Source organism: Mycobacterium sp. (genome assembly GCF_044223235.1).
Taxonomy (GTDB): domain Bacteria; phylum Actinomycetota; class Actinomycetes; order Mycobacteriales; family Mycobacteriaceae; genus Mycobacterium.
Map to the genome: position 1 here is coordinate 154082 of NZ_JBGAME010000001.1, position 15250 is coordinate 169331.

Annotated in this window: 15 protein-coding genes and 1 pseudogene; 8 read left to right on the forward strand and 8 right to left on the reverse strand. The window is 68.4% G+C overall.

The window, feature by feature from the left end; translation table 11 throughout:
- The first annotated feature begins 2 nt into the window (after nucleotides 1–2).
- From ruvX to aroB, 7 genes and pseudogenes are all read left to right on the forward strand, one after another.
- Nucleotides 3–551, forward strand: a complete 549-nt coding sequence (ruvX, locus tag ADBZ6K_RS00695; protein WP_526343908.1) for a Holliday junction resolvase RuvX — start codon at nucleotides 3–5, stop codon at nucleotides 549–551.
- The gene (locus tag ADBZ6K_RS00700; RefSeq protein WP_526343909.1) at nucleotides 544–1791 is read left to right on the forward strand and encodes an endolytic transglycosylase MltG; all 1248 of its coding nucleotides are present in this window, start codon (nucleotides 544–546) and stop codon (nucleotides 1789–1791) included. Before ruvX ends, ADBZ6K_RS00700 begins: the two co-directional genes overlap by 8 nt.
- On the forward strand, nucleotides 1788–2645 hold the full coding sequence (locus tag ADBZ6K_RS00705) for a shikimate dehydrogenase (protein ID WP_526343910.1): 858 nt from the start codon (nucleotides 1788–1790) through the stop codon (nucleotides 2643–2645). Before ADBZ6K_RS00700 ends, ADBZ6K_RS00705 begins: the two co-directional genes overlap by 4 nt.
- Nucleotides 2646–2702: 57 nt before the next feature.
- The gene (locus tag ADBZ6K_RS00710; protein ID WP_526343911.1) at nucleotides 2703–3122 is read left to right on the forward strand and encodes a prepilin peptidase; all 420 of its coding nucleotides are present in this window, start codon (nucleotides 2703–2705) and stop codon (nucleotides 3120–3122) included.
- 77 nt (nucleotides 3123–3199) lie between these two features.
- Entirely contained in the window at nucleotides 3200–4447 is a 1248-nt protein-coding gene (gene aroC / locus ADBZ6K_RS00715; RefSeq protein WP_526343912.1) for a chorismate synthase, read from the forward strand.
- Nucleotides 4447–4965 (forward strand): annotated as a pseudogene (locus ADBZ6K_RS00720) (shikimate kinase); the annotation flags it as partial. The gene aroC and the pseudogene ADBZ6K_RS00720, both read left to right, overlap by 1 nt.
- Nucleotides 4966–5189: 224 nt before the next feature.
- A complete protein-coding gene (aroB, locus tag ADBZ6K_RS00725; protein ID WP_526343913.1) occupies nucleotides 5190–6275 on the forward strand; it encodes a 3-dehydroquinate synthase in 1086 nt (361 codons plus the stop codon).
- A gap of 57 nt (nucleotides 6276–6332) precedes the next feature.
- Here the strand turns inward: aroB and ADBZ6K_RS00730 are convergent, their stop codons facing one another.
- Nucleotides 6333–7646 (reverse strand): glycosyltransferase, encoded by a 1314-nt coding sequence (locus ADBZ6K_RS00730; RefSeq protein WP_526343914.1) that lies wholly within the window; start codon nucleotides 7644–7646, stop codon nucleotides 6333–6335.
- Between the two features lie 110 nt (nucleotides 7647–7756).
- Between ADBZ6K_RS00730 and idi the strand changes: the two genes are divergently transcribed.
- Nucleotides 7757–8329, forward strand: a complete 573-nt coding sequence (gene idi, locus ADBZ6K_RS00735) for an isopentenyl-diphosphate Delta-isomerase (RefSeq protein WP_526343915.1) — start codon at nucleotides 7757–7759, stop codon at nucleotides 8327–8329.
- Here idi and ADBZ6K_RS00740 read toward each other — a convergent pair.
- From ADBZ6K_RS00740 to ADBZ6K_RS00770, 7 genes are read right to left on the reverse strand one after another with little or no spacing between them, the layout of a single operon-like run.
- Nucleotides 8326–9342 carry a DUF5914 domain-containing protein gene (locus ADBZ6K_RS00740; protein WP_526343916.1) on the reverse strand — a complete coding sequence of 339 codons (1017 nt, stop codon included), beginning with the start codon at nucleotides 9340–9342 and terminating at the stop codon, nucleotides 8326–8328. The genes idi and ADBZ6K_RS00740 overlap by 4 nt on opposite strands.
- Complete coding sequence (locus ADBZ6K_RS00745; protein WP_526343917.1) at nucleotides 9342–10874, reverse strand: FAD-dependent oxidoreductase; 1533 nt, start codon at nucleotides 10872–10874, stop codon at nucleotides 9342–9344. Before ADBZ6K_RS00745 ends, ADBZ6K_RS00740 begins: the two co-directional genes overlap by 1 nt.
- Complete coding sequence (locus ADBZ6K_RS00750; protein WP_526343918.1) at nucleotides 10871–11209, reverse strand: lycopene cyclase domain-containing protein; 339 nt, start codon at nucleotides 11207–11209, stop codon at nucleotides 10871–10873. Before ADBZ6K_RS00750 ends, ADBZ6K_RS00745 begins: the two co-directional genes overlap by 4 nt.
- Nucleotides 11206–11550, reverse strand: coding sequence for a lycopene cyclase domain-containing protein (locus tag ADBZ6K_RS00755; RefSeq protein WP_526344330.1), 345 nt, complete (start codon nucleotides 11548–11550; stop codon nucleotides 11206–11208). The genes ADBZ6K_RS00750 and ADBZ6K_RS00755 overlap by 4 nt, the downstream gene beginning before the upstream one ends.
- Nucleotides 11551–11552: 2 nt before the next feature.
- Nucleotides 11553–12500, reverse strand: a complete 948-nt coding sequence (locus tag ADBZ6K_RS00760; RefSeq protein ID WP_526343919.1) for a phytoene/squalene synthase family protein — start codon at nucleotides 12498–12500, stop codon at nucleotides 11553–11555.
- On the reverse strand, nucleotides 12481–14004 hold the full coding sequence (gene crtI / locus ADBZ6K_RS00765) for a phytoene desaturase family protein (RefSeq protein ID WP_526343920.1): 1524 nt from the start codon (nucleotides 14002–14004) through the stop codon (nucleotides 12481–12483). Before crtI ends, ADBZ6K_RS00760 begins: the two co-directional genes overlap by 20 nt.
- A complete protein-coding gene (locus tag ADBZ6K_RS00770; protein WP_526343921.1) occupies nucleotides 14004–15143 on the reverse strand; it encodes a polyprenyl synthetase family protein in 1140 nt (379 codons plus the stop codon). Before ADBZ6K_RS00770 ends, crtI begins: the two co-directional genes overlap by 1 nt.
- Between the last annotated feature and the right edge of the window lie 107 nt (nucleotides 15144–15250).

The following is a 15250-nucleotide window of genomic DNA, read 5'->3' on the forward strand; positions in this document are numbered from 1 at the left end:
TCGTGGCGGAATCCGATCACCGTCTGCCGGATCGGCCCGGAAGTCCGGACCAACCCCCCGACCCCGGACGCGGTCGACGGCTCGGGATCGACGTCGGCACCGTTCGCATCGGGGTGGCCGCCAGCGATCCAGACGGGATCCTTGCCACGCCGGTGGAGACGGTGCAGCGGGACCGCAAGCGCGGGGACAGGCACGTGCGCCGGCTGGCGCGGCTGGTGGCCGAGTTCGAGGCCGTTGAGGTGGTGGTCGGTCTGCCGCGCACCCTCGCGGACCGGTCCGGGCCGTCCGCGGAGGATGCCGTCGGACTCGCCGATCAATTGGCACGTCGCATCGCCCCGGTACCGGTACGGTTGGCGGACGAGCGGCTGACGACGGTCACCGCACAGCGATCGCTGCGCGAGGCCGGCGTCCGCGCCAGGAATCAGCGGGCGATCATCGACCAGGTCGCGGCGGTCGGCATTCTGCAGAACTGGCTGGACCAGCGGCGTGCGGCGCTCGCCGCGCCCCAAAAGGGCCTCGGAGATGGCCTCAGAGAGGGCGGCAATGGCTGACGACTGGCGCACGGAACGCGCGCAGCCGGTGGCGGTCGGGCCGCCGCGTAAGAAGCGATCCCGTTCGGACCGGATCCGTGAGGCCCGCGCCCACCGCAGAAGGCGCATCGTTGCGGCGATCTCGGTCTGCGTGCTGATCGTGATCGTGGTGGGCGTGGTCTTCCTCGGTTCGAAGCTGTGGCACAACCTGTTCGGCAGCACGACGAACGATTTCGCCGGGGACGGGGTGTCGGACGTGGTGATCGAGGTCCATGACGGCGACTCGACGACGGCGATCGGCCAGACTTTGCAGGAACATCACGTGGTCGCCACGGTCAAGGCGTTCGTCGACGCGAGCGCGGGCAATGCGGCCATCGCGGCAATCCAGCCCGGGTTCTACAAGGTGCGCACCGAGATCCCCGCTGCGAATGCCGTTGGGCGGCTTGCTGATCCGCAGAACCGGGTAGGCAAGCTGGTCATCCCGGAAGGGCGGCAACTCGACGATACCCAGGACGTCAAGACAAACGTCGTCACCGACGGCATCTTCACCCTGATCTCGAAGGCGTCCTGCGTCGAACTCGACGGCCAGGACCACTGCGTCCCCATTCCCGAGCTGCAACAGGCGGCCAGCTCGGCGCCGGCCGCGGCGCTGTCGGTTCCCGCATGGGCCACCGATGCCGTCACCGCGATGGGCAACGACCACCGCAGGCTCGAAGGCCTGATCGCACCCGGGTCATGGAACATCGATCCGGCGGCATCCGCCCAGGACGTGCTGTCCTACCTCGTCGGTTCCAGCGCGACGCGGTATGCGCAGCACGGACTGCTGGACACCGCCGAGGTGATGAACATGTCGCCCTACCAGATCCTCACGGTGGCTTCGCTGGTGCAGCGCGAGTCCAAACCGCAGGACTTCGCCAAGGTGGCCCGGGTGATCTACAACCGGCTGGCCGAACACCGCACGCTGGAGTTCGACTCGACCGTGAACTACCCCCTCGACCGGCAGGAGGTGGCCACGACCGACGCCGACCGCGCACAGCCCACCCCGTGGAACACCTACGTGCGCGAAGGTCTGCCCGTGACTCCGATCTGCTCACCGGGTGAGCCGGCCCTGCTCGCCGCGGAGCATCCCGAGCCGGGGGATTGGCTCTACTTCGTGACCGTCGATCTGCAGGGCACGACGATCTTCACCCGCGACTACCACCAGCACCTGGCGAATACCGAGCTGGCAAGGCAAAACGGCGTCCTCGACAGCGCGCGATGAGCGCGGATACCTCCAGTTCCGGCGGGCGCAGGGCGGCGGTGCTGGGATCGCCCATTGCCCATTCGCGGTCACCGCAACTGCATCTGGCCGCCTATCGTGCGCTGGGGCTGACCGACTGGACCTATGACCGGATCGAGTGCACCGGAGAGCAATTGCCGGCGCTGGTGGGTGGATTCGGCCCCGAGTGGGTCGGTGTGTCGGTCACCATGCCGGGTAAGTTCGCCGCGTTGCGCTTCGCCGACGAGCGGACGGCGCGTGCCGAGGCGGTGGGTTCGGCCAACACCCTGGTGCGCACGGCGGCCGGCTGGCGCGCCGACAACACCGACATCGACGGTGTCATCGGCGCGTTGACCGGCGGGCCGGACCCCGACGCGGCGCCGGGCGCCTTCGGACAGTCCGATGCGGTTGTCCTGGGTTCGGGCGGGACGGCACCGGCCGCGGTGGCCGCGTTGGCCCAGCTCGGTGTCACGCGCATGGCGATCGCGGCCCGCAACCCCGCCAACGCCGCCCGGCTGGTCGACCTGGCGGCCGCGCTGGGCGTCGAATCCCGGTGGTGCGACATCGACGACGCGGCCGCACTGTCGCGGGCCGTCGCGGGCGCCGCCGTCACGGTCAGCACCATCCCCGCCGACGCGGCCGCACCCTACGCGCCCGTGCTCGCGGCGACACCGGTCCTCCTCGACGCCATCTACGACCCGTGGCCGACCCCGCTGGCCGCCGCGGTGACGCACGCCGGCGGCAAGGTGATCAGCGGTCTGCAGATGTTGTTGCACCAGGCGTTCGCACAGGTCGAACAGTTCACAGGGTTGCCCGCCCCCAAAGAGGCGATGGGGGCCGCACTCGTCGCGGGTTAGCCTCGGTCGGTGGGGGCGGGGATCGTCAGCGGGTGGGTTGGGGTCGGAACAGTCGGCGTGGGAACTGCGGTCCTCGGCTGGCTGGCGGCGTTGAGTGTGTACGACATCCGCGAGCGACGGCTGCCCAACTGGCTGACAGTGCCCGGCGCCGCCGCGATCCTCGCCGGGGCCGTGGCATCCGGGCGTGGGATGCCCGCCGTGACCGGCGCGGCCGCGCTGTTCGCGCTCTACCTCGCGGTGTATCTGGTCGCACCCGGCGCGATGGGCGGCGGGGACGTCAAGCTCGCGGCCGGTGTCGGCGCGCTGACCGGGGCGTTCGGGTTCGACGTGTGGGCGCTGGCGGCACTGGCGGCGCCGCTGGTCACCGGGCTGGCCGGTACGGTCAGCGTGGTCAGGGGTGCGCGATCGGGTGTTCCGCACGGCCCGTCGATGTGCCTGGCGAGCGCGGGGGCGGTGGCGCTCACCCTGTCCTGGTGACCCGGACGGGTCATGCGGGTCGAGTGCGGGATGCGGCCATAGACGGCTGCCATCGGAGGCATGGAAAGATGGTCTGCGTGTTGCGATGGACCACAGCTGGTGAATCCCATGGTCGCGCGCTGGTGGCCGTGGTTGAAGGCATGGTCGCCGGCGTGCACGTGACGTCCGACGATATCGCCGCCGAGCTGAAGCGGCGCCGCCTCGGCTACGGGCGTGGTGCCCGGATGAAGTTCGAACAGGATGCCGTGACAGTGCTGGCCGGGGTGCGCCACGGTGTCACGCTCGGCGGTCCCATCGCCATCGAGATCGGCAACACCGAATGGCCCAAGTGGGAAACCGTGATGGCCGCCGACCCGGTCGATGCGGAGGAACTGGCCGACAGCGCCCGCAATGCCCCGCTGACCCGGCCGAGGCCGGGGCACGCCGACTACGCCGGCATGCTCAAATACGGGTTCGACGACGCCAGGCCGGTGCTCGAACGGGCCAGCGCGCGGGAAACTGCGGCGCGGGTCGCGGCGGGCACCATCGCCCGCGCGTTCCTTCGGGAGGCGCTCGGCGTCGAGGTGATCTCGCACGTCGTCTCCATCGGCGCCTCGAAGGCCTACGACGGACCGCCGCCGCAGCCGTCGGATCTGGACGGCATCGACGACAGCCCGGTGCGCGCCTTCGACCCTGCCGCGGAAGAGTCCATGATCGCCGAGATCGAGGCCGCCAAGCGGGACGGCGACACCCTCGGCGGGATCGTCGAGGTCGTGGTCTCCGGGCTCCCGGTCGGGCTCGGCTCGTTCACCAGCGGCGACAGCCGCCTCGACAGCCAGCTCGCGGCCGCGGTGATGGGCGTGCAGGCCATCAAGGGCGTCGAGATCGGCGACGGATTCGAGACCGCACGCCGGCGGGGCAGCGTGGCTCACGACGAAATGTATCCGGGACGCGACGGCGTCATGCGGTCCACCAACCGCGCCGGCGGTCTGGAGGGCGGCATGACCAACGGTCAGCCGTTGCGGGTGCGGGCCGCGATGAAGCCGATCTCGACCGTGCCGCGCGCGCTTGCCACCGTCGACATGGCAACCGGCGACGAGGCCGTCGCGATCCACCAGCGTTCCGACGTCTGCGCGGTACCCGCGGCCGGAGTGGTCGTCGAGACCATGGTCGCGCTTGTGGTGGCCCGTGCCGCGCTGGAGAAGTTCGGTGGCGACTCGCTGGCCGAAACGCGGACCAACATCGATTCCTATCTGCGCGCCGTCGCCGACCGGACACCGTCCGGTTCCCACGAGGCCGGCGCCGGGGGCTCCGCGTCAGCGGAGGTCGTGCAGGCGTCGAGCTGATGGCGCCCAAAGCGGTGCTGGTGGGCATGCCCGGCTCGGGCAAGTCCACCATCGGGCGTCGCCTGGCCAAGGCCATGCAGCTGCCTCTGCTGGACACCGACGTACAGATCGTCGAAACCACCGGACGCACGATCGCCGAACTGTTCGTCACCGGCGAGCAGGAGTTCCGCCGGATCGAAGAGGCGGTGGTGCGCGCCGCCCTGGCCGAACACGACGGCATCGTGTCGCTGGGCGGCGGTGCCATCACATCGCCCGGTGTGCGCGAAGCGCTGGGCGGGCACACGGTGGTCTATCTCGAGATCAGCGCGAACGAAGGTATCCGCCGCACCACCGGCGGCACCGTGCGGCCGCTGCTGGCAGGTGCCGACCCCGCCGAGAAGTACCGCCAGCTGATGGCGCAGCGGGTGCCGTTGTACCGGCAGGTCGCAACCATGAGGGTGAACACCAACCGCCGCAACCCCGGCGCGGTGGTACGCACCATCGTGGGCAGGCTGGAGAATCCGGAGCAGCGCCCGGCGCGCCCGCGCAAGCGGCGCAGGCCGCCTTGGCGCCGCGCGCCGGTGCAGTTGGTGGCCGAGCAGACCGACGACGTCGCCCCGACACCGGCGGCGGTGGCCGCCAGGCATGCGGAGCGCAGTCCGGTGCCTGCCGAGCCGACGCGAACGGGAGGCGGGACGGCCCGCCCCGAGCAGGGTGAGACGCCCGGCCTGGCACGACACGAAGCGACCCCCGGAGTGCAACAGTGACTGAACCCGTGACGGTGGACGTACTGGTCGATCCGCCGTACCCGGTGATCATCGGGACCGGGTTGCTCACCGAACTCGGCCGGCTGCTCGAGGGTAGGAACAAGGTGGCGATCCTGCATCAGCCAGTGCTCGCGCAGACCGCGGAGTCTATTCGAAACTACTTGGTGGACAAGGGAATCGATGCACATCGCATCGAAATACCGGATGCGGAAGCGGGTAAGGACCTGCCGGTCGTCGGCTTCATCTGGGATGTGTTGGGGCGCATCGGGGTCGGCCGCAAGGATGTCGTCGTCAGCCTCGGCGGCGGTGCGGCCACCGATGTCGCCGGGTTCGCCGCTGCCACTTGGCTGCGCGGGGTGGACGTCGTCCACGTGCCGACCACACTGCTCGGCATGGTCGATGCCGCTGTCGGCGGGAAGACCGGCATCAACACCGACGCGGGTAAGAACCTGGTGGGTGCCTTCCATCAGCCCAGGGCCGTCCTGGTCGACCTGGCAACCCTGGAGACGTTGCCGCGCAACGAGATCGTCGCCGGCATGGCCGAGGTGGTCAAGGCCGGGTTCATCGCCGACCCGGTGATCCTCGATCTCATCGATGCCGATCCCGAAGCCGCCCTGGATCCGACCGGTGCGACGCTGCCTGAGTTGATTCGGCGGGCGGTGGCGGTCAAGGCCGCCGTGGTCGCCGCCGACGAGAAGGAATCGCAGCTGCGCGAGATCCTCAACTACGGCCACACTCTGGCGCACGCGATCGAGCGCCGCGAACGTTATCGGTGGCGCCACGGCGCGGCCGTGTCGGTGGGGTTGGTGTTCGCGGCCGAGCTGGGCAGGCTGGCAGGCCGGCTGGACGACGAGACGGCGGATCGGCACCGCACGGTCCTCACCTCGCTGGGGCTGCCCGTCAGCTATGACGCCGACGCGCTGCCCCACTTGCTGGAGTACATGGCAGGCGACAAGAAGACTCGCGCGGGTGTGCTGCGGTTCGTCGTGCTCGACGGGCTGGGCAAGCCCGGACGGCTGGAGGGACCCGACCCGGCGCTGCTGGCCGCGGCGTACTCGGAACTCGCCCCGTCTCCTGCCTAAGTGGTCTGGTTCGCAGGTTCGTGGGTCAGAGCCAGGTGGTTGGCAGGCGAGTTTGCGTTAAGGGTCGCACGCTGTGTCGAGTGCGTGGCCGGGCATCGGCGGAGCGGAAGCGGCCGACGGCGCCGATCCCGCGGGGCGGGGCCGCGCGGGTTTCAGCGACTCCTCTACCAGTTCGGCGCCGCGGCGAACTCCGCCCGTCGCCTCGAATCCTTGCGCTACCGCCGCCGCGCCGGTCGACATCGTCATCGCTTTCTGCACGGCTGCGCGTAGCCGCTCCTCGTTGAGCCGGCTCGCTGGCAGCCGGGTTCCGCATTGGGCGACCTCTACCCTGCGGGCGACCTCGAATTGATCCCGCCCGAATGGCACCACACAGACAGGAATTCCACGCGCGAGGGCTTTCTGGGTGACCCCCATTCCGCCGTGTGTGATCACGCACACCGCGCGCTCGAGGACTATCGAGTGCGGGACGAATCGCGCCAGAGTCACGCCGCGGCGACGTCTGATCGCTGTGTCGCCCCCGGCGGGCAGCGTGGCGACCAGGTGCACCGGCTGACCGTCGAGGGCCTTGATAGCGGTGCTGACCAGGCAGTCGTCGGCCTGTCGAACCGACGAGGTTGTCACCAGCACGATCGGTGCGTCGATGCCGTCGAGCAACGATGGGTGTTCCGCTGTCGGCAGGTTGAACTCGGCGGGACCAATCAGCTCCACCGTGGGACCCCAATCGGTGTGCGGATATTCGAAGGGTTTGCCGGTGGCCACCAGAAGCCGCGGAGCACGGCGCAGCAGCCCGTCGGCGCTGCACACTGTCGGCAAACCCAAGCTGTTCCGCACCTGACACATCCCGCGGCTGAACGGTCGGTCGAAGACGAAGCTGGTGACGGTGCCGATTCCCCAATCGCGGATCCGGCCCGCCGCTCCCGGCATCGGCGCCGCGCCGGCCCCGAAAGGCGGCGATCCCGCCGCCCTCAGGTACGGGATGAACGGCGCGAACACCAGCCATGGACGGGACTGCGCCTCGGCGGCCGAGATCGCTCCCCAGCAGTTGGCGTCGACGATGACGATGTCCGGTTCGGCGCTGTCCAGCGCGCCCAGCAGGTCGTCGACCTCGATGGCCGCTCGGGCGGACAACACCCGCACGGTGTTGCCGACCGCCCGCAGCACACTACGGGTCGTCGGGTCTGCGAGCTGCAGCGCTTCGATGCGCGGATCGACCGCCTCGGCCTGGAATTCCAGCGAGCGGCACAGCTCGACGCCGTCGGCCAGCGTGCGCACATGCACGCGATGTCCGCGCGCGACGAGCTCGTTCGACAGTGCGCAGAACGGGAACAGGTGCCCCAGAGCAGGTGAGGTGTAGGCCAGGACTACTGCCATCGGTTGTCGCCGAACGCCGCAGCCGGTCCCATCCCTGTGGGGTTCGGCGACGAATACTTTCCGACAACTTCATCGAGCCGTCGTATCTCTTCGAACTCCGGGTGGTGTCTATGCAATCCGTCAACCCCAATGGTGCGTGCCGCGGGTGTGAAAGCCAGGAATTGGTGGTCCTTCTCGACGACGAGGGCCGAAGCATCGGGTCCGCCCTCAAGTCGGAGGTCCACCACGCGTCCACACCGCTGCATCTCGCGTTCTCCTGCTACCTGTTCGACAGTGCAGGCTGGGTGCTGCTTACTCGGCGCGCTTTGCACAAGCAGACATTTCCGGGGGTCTGGACCAACTCCTGCTGTGGTCATCCCGCCCCGGGTGAATCGGTGGCGGCCGCGGTGACCCGCCGGGTTCGCGAGGAACTGGGCACGGGCATCAGCGACCTGCGTTGTGTGCTGCCAGATTTCCGTTACCGCGCCGTGGCGGTCGACGGCCGCGCCGAGAACGAGGTATGTCCGGTGTTCTGCGGTCGAGCCGTGGGGCCGGTGCGCGCCGACGCGGCGGAGATCATGGACTACACCTGGGTGCCGTGGGAACAGCTTCGCGCGGCGGCCGAGATTCCATGGGTGCTCAGTCCCTGGGCGGTCGAACAGGTTCCCCTGCTGCAGGCGGCGGGCGTCGGACACGGAGGTTAAGACCTCAACTCGAAAAGCCGTTCGGCGTATGCCAGATCGTCGCGCCACAAGCGGGTCGCGGCGCGCCTGGTCACGGTTCGGAGCAACGGCGCGGCGACGAGCGCCTTGCCGAAGTGCGGCCGGTCGGAGTGCGCGATCACCGCCTCGATGACCGCTGTGCGGGGAAGGCCATCGCGACCGACCCCCACCGGCGTGGCGTGTGTCTCGACGACGCTGCCCTGCCCTTCGCCGTCAACGATGCGCATGACCACGGTGCGCGGGCCGGGAGTCCTGAATTCGGCGATGACGGGTACCCCGAGCCTGCCGATGCGGAAGGTGACCTCGACCAGGAAGCGATCGTCGGCGTCGACGAGATCGTCGTCGACGGGCGGCGCGCTGAGCACCTTTAGCCGACTGAAGCAGTATGGGTGAAACCATGCGCCATGCCACGGATCCAGCCGGTTCGCCACAATGTCCGCCGCCTCGCAGACACCTTCGAGGCGGGTGACCACCGCCAGTGCCGGATTTCCCGGGCGCGTCGGCACGACCGGTGCGTCGGTGCGGAGCAGTGCGTCTGCGCCGCACTCGGATCTAGCGTCGAGCCGCACCCAGCACAGGACCCCGTCGTCGTGCGCGGGGTACGGCGTCCAGCGGCCGCGCCGCTGCGCGCCCAGCCGCAGCCCATGCCATGGGCATACCAGTGTCCCGCATTCCACCGCCGCTGAAGATAAGTCCGCACCCAGGTGCGGGCAGGCGCGCGGGGCGACCAGCAGCGCACCGTCACTGTCTCGCCACGCCACCAGTTGGTGGCCCGCCACGCTGGCGCCGAACGCTGTGGCGGTGATCTCCGCGCTTGCCGCGAACGCGAACCAGTTTTCGCCGGGCCGGCGGCGCGCACGATTCAATGCCGCCCGGATGACGGCGGGGTTGGCGTCCCGATAGGTCGGCACGTTCGATGACCGCGGAGAACTCGGAAGTATTTGAAAGGGTGAGGCTTTGGCGATCTTGCGTCGCCATACGGCCACCGTGTCCATCAGGCGACACCCCCGAAGGTGCGGGCGAGGCGACGAAGCAGGGCTGAACGTCCCTGGTTGGGCACCGTCTGCAGCGGATGCCCGGCCAACCCGAACCGGGTCAGCAATTCGTTGGCGGCCGACCAGCCGGTGGTGGCCGCGCGTTCCATCAGCGCAACCGGCAGATCGACGCGGATCCCGTCCCCGGCGAGCACGACACGCGGGTCAGGGGTTCTCACCGTCGGGCGCTGCGCGAAATCTCCTGGTGCGAAACGCGGACAGTCGCTACGACGGAGGAGCCGTTCGTCCACGATCGCGGCGTCGCGCGTTTCCGGGTACAGCTCATGCATGCGTGCAAGCAATGCGGTCCGTACCTGCTCATCGGAGTCGCCTACCGAGTAGGCATGCAATTCCACAACCGAACCTTCCGTGCGGGCGGTCCACTGCGCTGCGTCGTGCTCATACCGTTCCAGCACACTCACGTTGTCCAGCGGCTTGCGCCCGCCAATCCCGACAAACGCGGCACGATCGGCATCCACCCGGCTATCCAGCCACAACCGCAGCACCACGAACGGCGGCGCGGTTCCCATTGCGGCAACGCGCTCCCGCCACGCCGCGTCACCGAGATCCGGTGATGCGGCCACGATGCGGCGTAACCCGCCAACATCGGCGGCCAGCACCGCGCCATCGGCACGGAACTCGCGGCTCGTCGTCTTGACCGTGATCCCGTTGTCCGCCATGACGCCGCACGCCTCGATTTCGGTGTGAAACGTCACGTCGAGGCCTTCCAGGTATCGCCGCAGCGGATTCCACAGCGCCACATCGAAGTTCGCATTCGCGACGTCGAAGACCAACCCCTCGCTGGAACCCATGAAATAGATGTGGAACATGGTGACCAGTTCGCCGGCAGACAACGCCTCGGGCCGCGCGAAGAAGCTGCGCGCGAACACCTCGAAGGCCAGATGGCGCGCGGCGTCGGGAAATCTGATGTCGCGCAGGAATGTCGCCGCGTCCCGATCGTCGAGCAGGCGATACGTATCCGGCACGGAAACCGTCGCGAGCGGCGCGGCCGCCTTCGCGTCCAGCCGCAGCAGGTCACGCAAGCGGAAAGTGGGGCTGCGCAGCGCGAACGCCAGCGCGTTCAGCGGCGGCGTCGTCGGCAGACCGCGAAACGTGTCACGGCGCCCGGCGGCATCGACCAACGGGTAATCGTCGACGGGCGTCAATGCCGACAGGTCCGGGTCGCTCCGGCGCAGCAGGGCCCGCAGGTTGTAGTACTGGCGGAAGAAGGCATGAAAACCCCGATTCATCGCGGCCGTCGACCCGTCGGCCAGAATGTCCGACCACCCACCGACTCGACCGCCGAGGTAGTCACACCGTTCGAGAACGTCGACGGCGATGCCGCGTTCGGCCAGCCCCGTGGCCGCGGCCAATCCAGCGATGCCACCGCCGACCACGACCACCCGCGGAACGCGTTGCCCCGCGGCGATTGCGAGGCGACCCGGACGGCCCGGCAAGTTCTGCCGGCGGCGGTCGAAGCCGTCGGAGGTCATCGGTCTTCCCGCTGCACCGACCGACCCGCCCTGACACCGCCACGCTCCCACAGCAGCAACACCGCCGTCACCAACGCGAAACCGAACAGGAAGTCCTCCACCGGGATATTCCACGGAAACCGGATACCGCTGAAATGGTCGTCGTCGTAAAGCACCAGCGGCGCGCTAAGTTTGGTCAGCCAGCCGTCGACCGGTATCTGGAAACCCAGCACGATCACCATCGCGATCCAGTAGGCCGGACGGCGGAACAGCCCGGTACGTAGCACCAGCACCTCGAGCGCGCCGACCGCGATGACGGCCAGCACCGCCGGCACGGTATAGCCCAGTCCGATCATCGTGAGCTACTGGTCTTCTCGCTGCGGCGGCGCGCCATCGTCAAAATGGTGTCGACGGCGTTGTACGCCAGCAGTCCGCATAGTGGGATCACCACGAAGAACAGGACCTCTTCGAGGGGAAGGTTGCCGGGTACGATCAGCCCGGTGATGTAGACGGGGTTGTACCACCACACTCCATTGGCGACGGCGATGGCATCCCACACCAAAAAAACCGGTAGGAGCGGCAATATCGCTTTCGCCAGGCGCCGGGGCCTGCGATAGATACCCTTGCCGAAAAACTCCAGTGGCAGCGTGATAAGCAGACAAGCGCTCAGAACCATCAGGTACTGCCAGCGATCCACCGTCACATACTCCCGTCCGGTAATCGATTCACCCACGCTTTGGCGATGCCCGTGACGCCGACTGTCAGGCGCCGCGTCTTGCCCACCGTCGCGCGCTGACCGAAGATCTCGAAATCGATTGCCTCAATGCGCGACAGAATGTCGGAATACAACGTCCTAGCCGCGGCCACGCAGGGACGTGATGCCGGCGCCAACATGGCAATGCCCGGCTCCGCCTGCCTGTAGACGGCGCGGGTGAGGGCGTGCTGTTCGGCAAGCGCCGCCCGCACTTTGCCGTCGGTCCGCCGATTGCTCTGACACCACATGAGCAGATCGCGGTCCACGCCGTGGGCGGCGAGTTCGTCGGCGGGTAGATACACGCGTCCGCGCATCAAGTCTTCGTCGACGTCGCGAAGAAAATTGGTCAGCTGAAACGCCTTCCCCAGGGCTGCCGCATAGGGCATCGCCTCCTCGCGCGGGCCGACCGTGCCCAGGACAGGCAGCAGCTGCAAGCCGATGACCTCAGCCGAGCCGTACATGTACCGCTCCAACGCCACCCGGTCGGCATAGTCGGTCACCGTCAGGTCCATCCGCATCGATGCCAGGAAGTCGCCGAACAGATCCCAACCGATTGCGTACTTGCGCGCGGTGTGCACCACTGCGGTCAGCATCGGATCCCCCTGAGCAGGTCGGTGTTCCACGAGACTGCTGAACAGCTGGATGGACAGCCGCTCAAGGCTTTCGGCGCGTTCCTCGATGCTGAGCGGCCGGTCGACATCGTCGAGGATGTCGTCGGCGCCTCGGGCAAATGCATACAACGCGTGCACCGCCGGGCGCTGCCGCGGCGCCAACAGCCGGGTGGCAAGAAAGAACGTCTTGCCGTGCCGTGCGTTCACGGCGCGGCAGCGCCGGTACGCCTCGCGTAGCGAGGGTTCGCGCACTCCGGCGGCGTCAAGCTCTGAGCTGATCATGGGCGTTCACCTCCGAGGTTTGGCGAGGGGCGGATACCCCGGTAATCCGATCGGCGGCCAGCCGACCGGACAGGATTGCGGTCGGAACTCCGACGCCGGGGACGGTCGACGAGCCCGCCAGCACGACGTTGTCGACGCCGCGCACGGTGTTGGCGGGCCGGAACGGCCCGGTCTGGGCGAACGTGTGGGACAACGCGAACGGTGTGCCGGCCGCCATGCCTCGACGGCGCCAGCCGGTGGGGGTTACCACGTCAAGCACTTCGGCGTCATCGCCGACACCGGGCATCCGCTCACGCACCGCGCTTAGCATCTGTTCCACATAGGTGGACTCGATGGCGTCCCAATTCACCACGCCGACCTCGGTGTTGGGCGCGGGCGCCAACACGTAGAGGAGGTCGCGCCCAGCCGGCGCCAGGGACGGGTCGCCCGCAGTCGGCCGGGTGACCAGCAGGGACGGATCGCCCATCACGCATCCGTCCTTGATGATGTCGCGGAAGGTCTGCCTCCATGCCTCACCGAAAAGGATCGTGTGGTGGCCCGCTCGGTCGCCCACTGCCGCACATCCAATATGGGCGACCACAGCGGAGGGGGCGGCCCGAAGCCCCAGCAGCCGCCGTGGTGTGCGCCCCACCAGACGGTAGGTCTCGGGTAACTCGGTGGTCAGCACCACGGCGTCGGCACCGATGCGGTCGCCGCTACTGGTCCGGACTCCCGTGACCCGTGATCCGCTGAACTCCAAGTCGGAAACCGTTGAATCGTAGAGGAACTGGACGCCCGCCCGCGATGCTGCGGCGGCCATGGCATCGGGCAGCGCGCGCATCCCACCGCGCGGAAAGTAGACACCTGCGACGGTGTCCATGTACGCGATGACGGCGTACACCGCCAGCGCGCCCTGCGGTGGCACTCCGGCGTAGAGCGCCTGAAAGGTGAACACGCGCAGAAGTCGCTCATCGTGCAGAAAGCGGCGCACCATCGGTTCCCACCGCCGGAAAGCGCCCATTGCGACCAGCCGTGCGAGCCGCGGGGTCAGCAGCGACAACGGTGAATCGAAGTTGGCGGCGATGAACGCGTTGAACTCAGCGTCATACAGCTTGGCCAGCCACTTGCGCAGCCGCAGGTAACCGTCGGCTTCCCGAGAGCCGGCGAACCGCTCAATCTCGGCGGCCATCGCCGCAGGCTCGGAGTGCACTGCCAACGTGCTGCCGTCGGCGAAGCGTGCCTGATAAGCGGGTTGAACTCTGTCTAGCACAACTGAATCGAAGAACGATTCGCCGACGGCGGCGAAAGCGTCGTCGACGACGTCGGGCATGGTCAACACGGTCGGGCCGGTGTCCAGCCGGTACCCCGCGATGTTCGCGCGACCGACCCGCCCGCCGGGATGCGCGCCACGTTCTACGACAGTCACGGAGCGGCCACGACCGGCCAACTGCAACGCGGCCGACAGCCCAGACAGTCCGGCGCCGACGATGACGACACGGTCGGTTCTGCCGTTGACGGTACGCATCAGGCGGCCCGCTTGGTGCAGGCGACGGCCATGTCGATCAGTGCCGTACGGGGGATGTCCGGGATCGCGGCCCGGTCGAGAAAGTTCAGCGCATAGCCACGACGTACGGCGATGAGTTCTTCGATCCACTGCACCGCACCGCTGGCCACGATCAGGTTACGCCAGCGCTCCACAGCGCCGATGTCGAACTGCGGCATGGTCATCAGTTCCGAAAGCTCACGGCGCAGCCCGGGCCCGGCCAGTTCATACGCGGCGACAATGACACTGGTGGCCTTGTGCGCCTCCATGTCGGTACGGGCGGATTTTCCTGTCAGCGAAGGGGTTCCGAACACCCCCAGCAGGTCATCGCGCAGCTGGAACGCCTCCCCGATAGCAGTCCCGTAGCCGGACAACGCATCCAGAATATGGGCGTCACACCCGGCCATCACCGCACCCATCTCCAGCGGTCTGCGCACGGTGTAGTTGCCCGACTTTCGCCGCAGGACGTCGAGCACCTCGTCCAGACTCGGGAAGGCCTGCGAGCTGTTGACCAGATCCGAGAACTGGCCGATCGCGAGTTCGGTGCGCATGTCGTCATAGCGCGGCCACACCCGGGCCAGCGTCTCGGGGCCGACGCCGCTGCGCCGCAGCATCTGCTCGGCCCACACCAAGCACAGGTCGCCGAGCAGGATCGCCGCGGACTCGCCGAAGCGCTCCGCGGGACCCGCGAGTGCTCGGTCACGGTGCCATCGGGTAAACAGGACGTGCGCCGAGGGCCGAGCCCGCCGCAGGGGCGACGCGTCCATGACGTCGTCCTGCATCAGCGCAAACGCATGCAGCAGTTCCAGACTCGCCGATGCGCGCACCGCGGCGTCGTCCTCACCCGCCCCGCATAGCCATCCGAGATACATGAACGTCGAGCGCACGTACTTGCCGCCGTCGAGGAAGTCACGCAGCACATCGCCGGCGATGTCGACACGGGCCGCGTCGAGCCGCCCGACGCATTCCTCGTGCAGGAAGTCGCTCAGATGCCGGCGCACTGCCGCGCGCAGCTCCGCGCGCCACCCGGAAATCGCGACCGTCGGTGCACCACCACGCTGCCGATACGGCCGCGTTCCCAGCGCCGCCACCACCGTCCCCTTTCGGTCACCACCGCTCACCTACGTTCTCCTTCTGTCGCGCGACCGCCCCGACCTGGTGGGCTCACGCGACGTATTCGGAGCCGTCGAGCGATCGGATGGGTCCGCCTCGCCGAAATTTTCGGTGA

Bases quoted from the DNA above. Each gene is read 5' to 3' on its own strand.
- crtI (WP_526343920.1), bottom strand. From the start codon at position 14,004: ATGCGTACCGTCAACGGCAGAACCGACCGTGTCGTCATCGTCGGCGCC.
- ADBZ6K_RS00750 (WP_526343918.1), bottom strand. From the start codon at position 11,209: ATGATCGGACTGGGCTATACCGTGCCGGCGGTGCTGGCCGTCATCGCG.
- ADBZ6K_RS00705 (WP_526343910.1), top strand. From the start codon at position 1,788: ATGAGCGCGGATACCTCCAGTTCCGGCGGGCGCAGGGCGGCGGTGCTG.
- ADBZ6K_RS00740 (WP_526343916.1), bottom strand. From the start codon at position 9,342: ATGGACACGGTGGCCGTATGGCGACGCAAGATCGCCAAAGCCTCACCC.
- ADBZ6K_RS00700 (WP_526343909.1), top strand. From the start codon at position 544: ATGGCTGACGACTGGCGCACGGAACGCGCGCAGCCGGTGGCGGTCGGG.
- ADBZ6K_RS00745 (WP_526343917.1), bottom strand. From the start codon at position 10,874: ATGACCTCCGACGGCTTCGACCGCCGCCGGCAGAACTTGCCGGGCCGT.
- ADBZ6K_RS00760 (WP_526343919.1), bottom strand. From the start codon at position 12,500: ATGATCAGCTCAGAGCTTGACGCCGCCGGAGTGCGCGAACCCTCGCTA.
- ADBZ6K_RS00730 (WP_526343914.1), bottom strand. From the start codon at position 7,646: ATGGCAGTAGTCCTGGCCTACACCTCACCTGCTCTGGGGCACCTGTTC.
- idi (WP_526343915.1), top strand. From the start codon at position 7,757: ATGCAATCCGTCAACCCCAATGGTGCGTGCCGCGGGTGTGAAAGCCAG.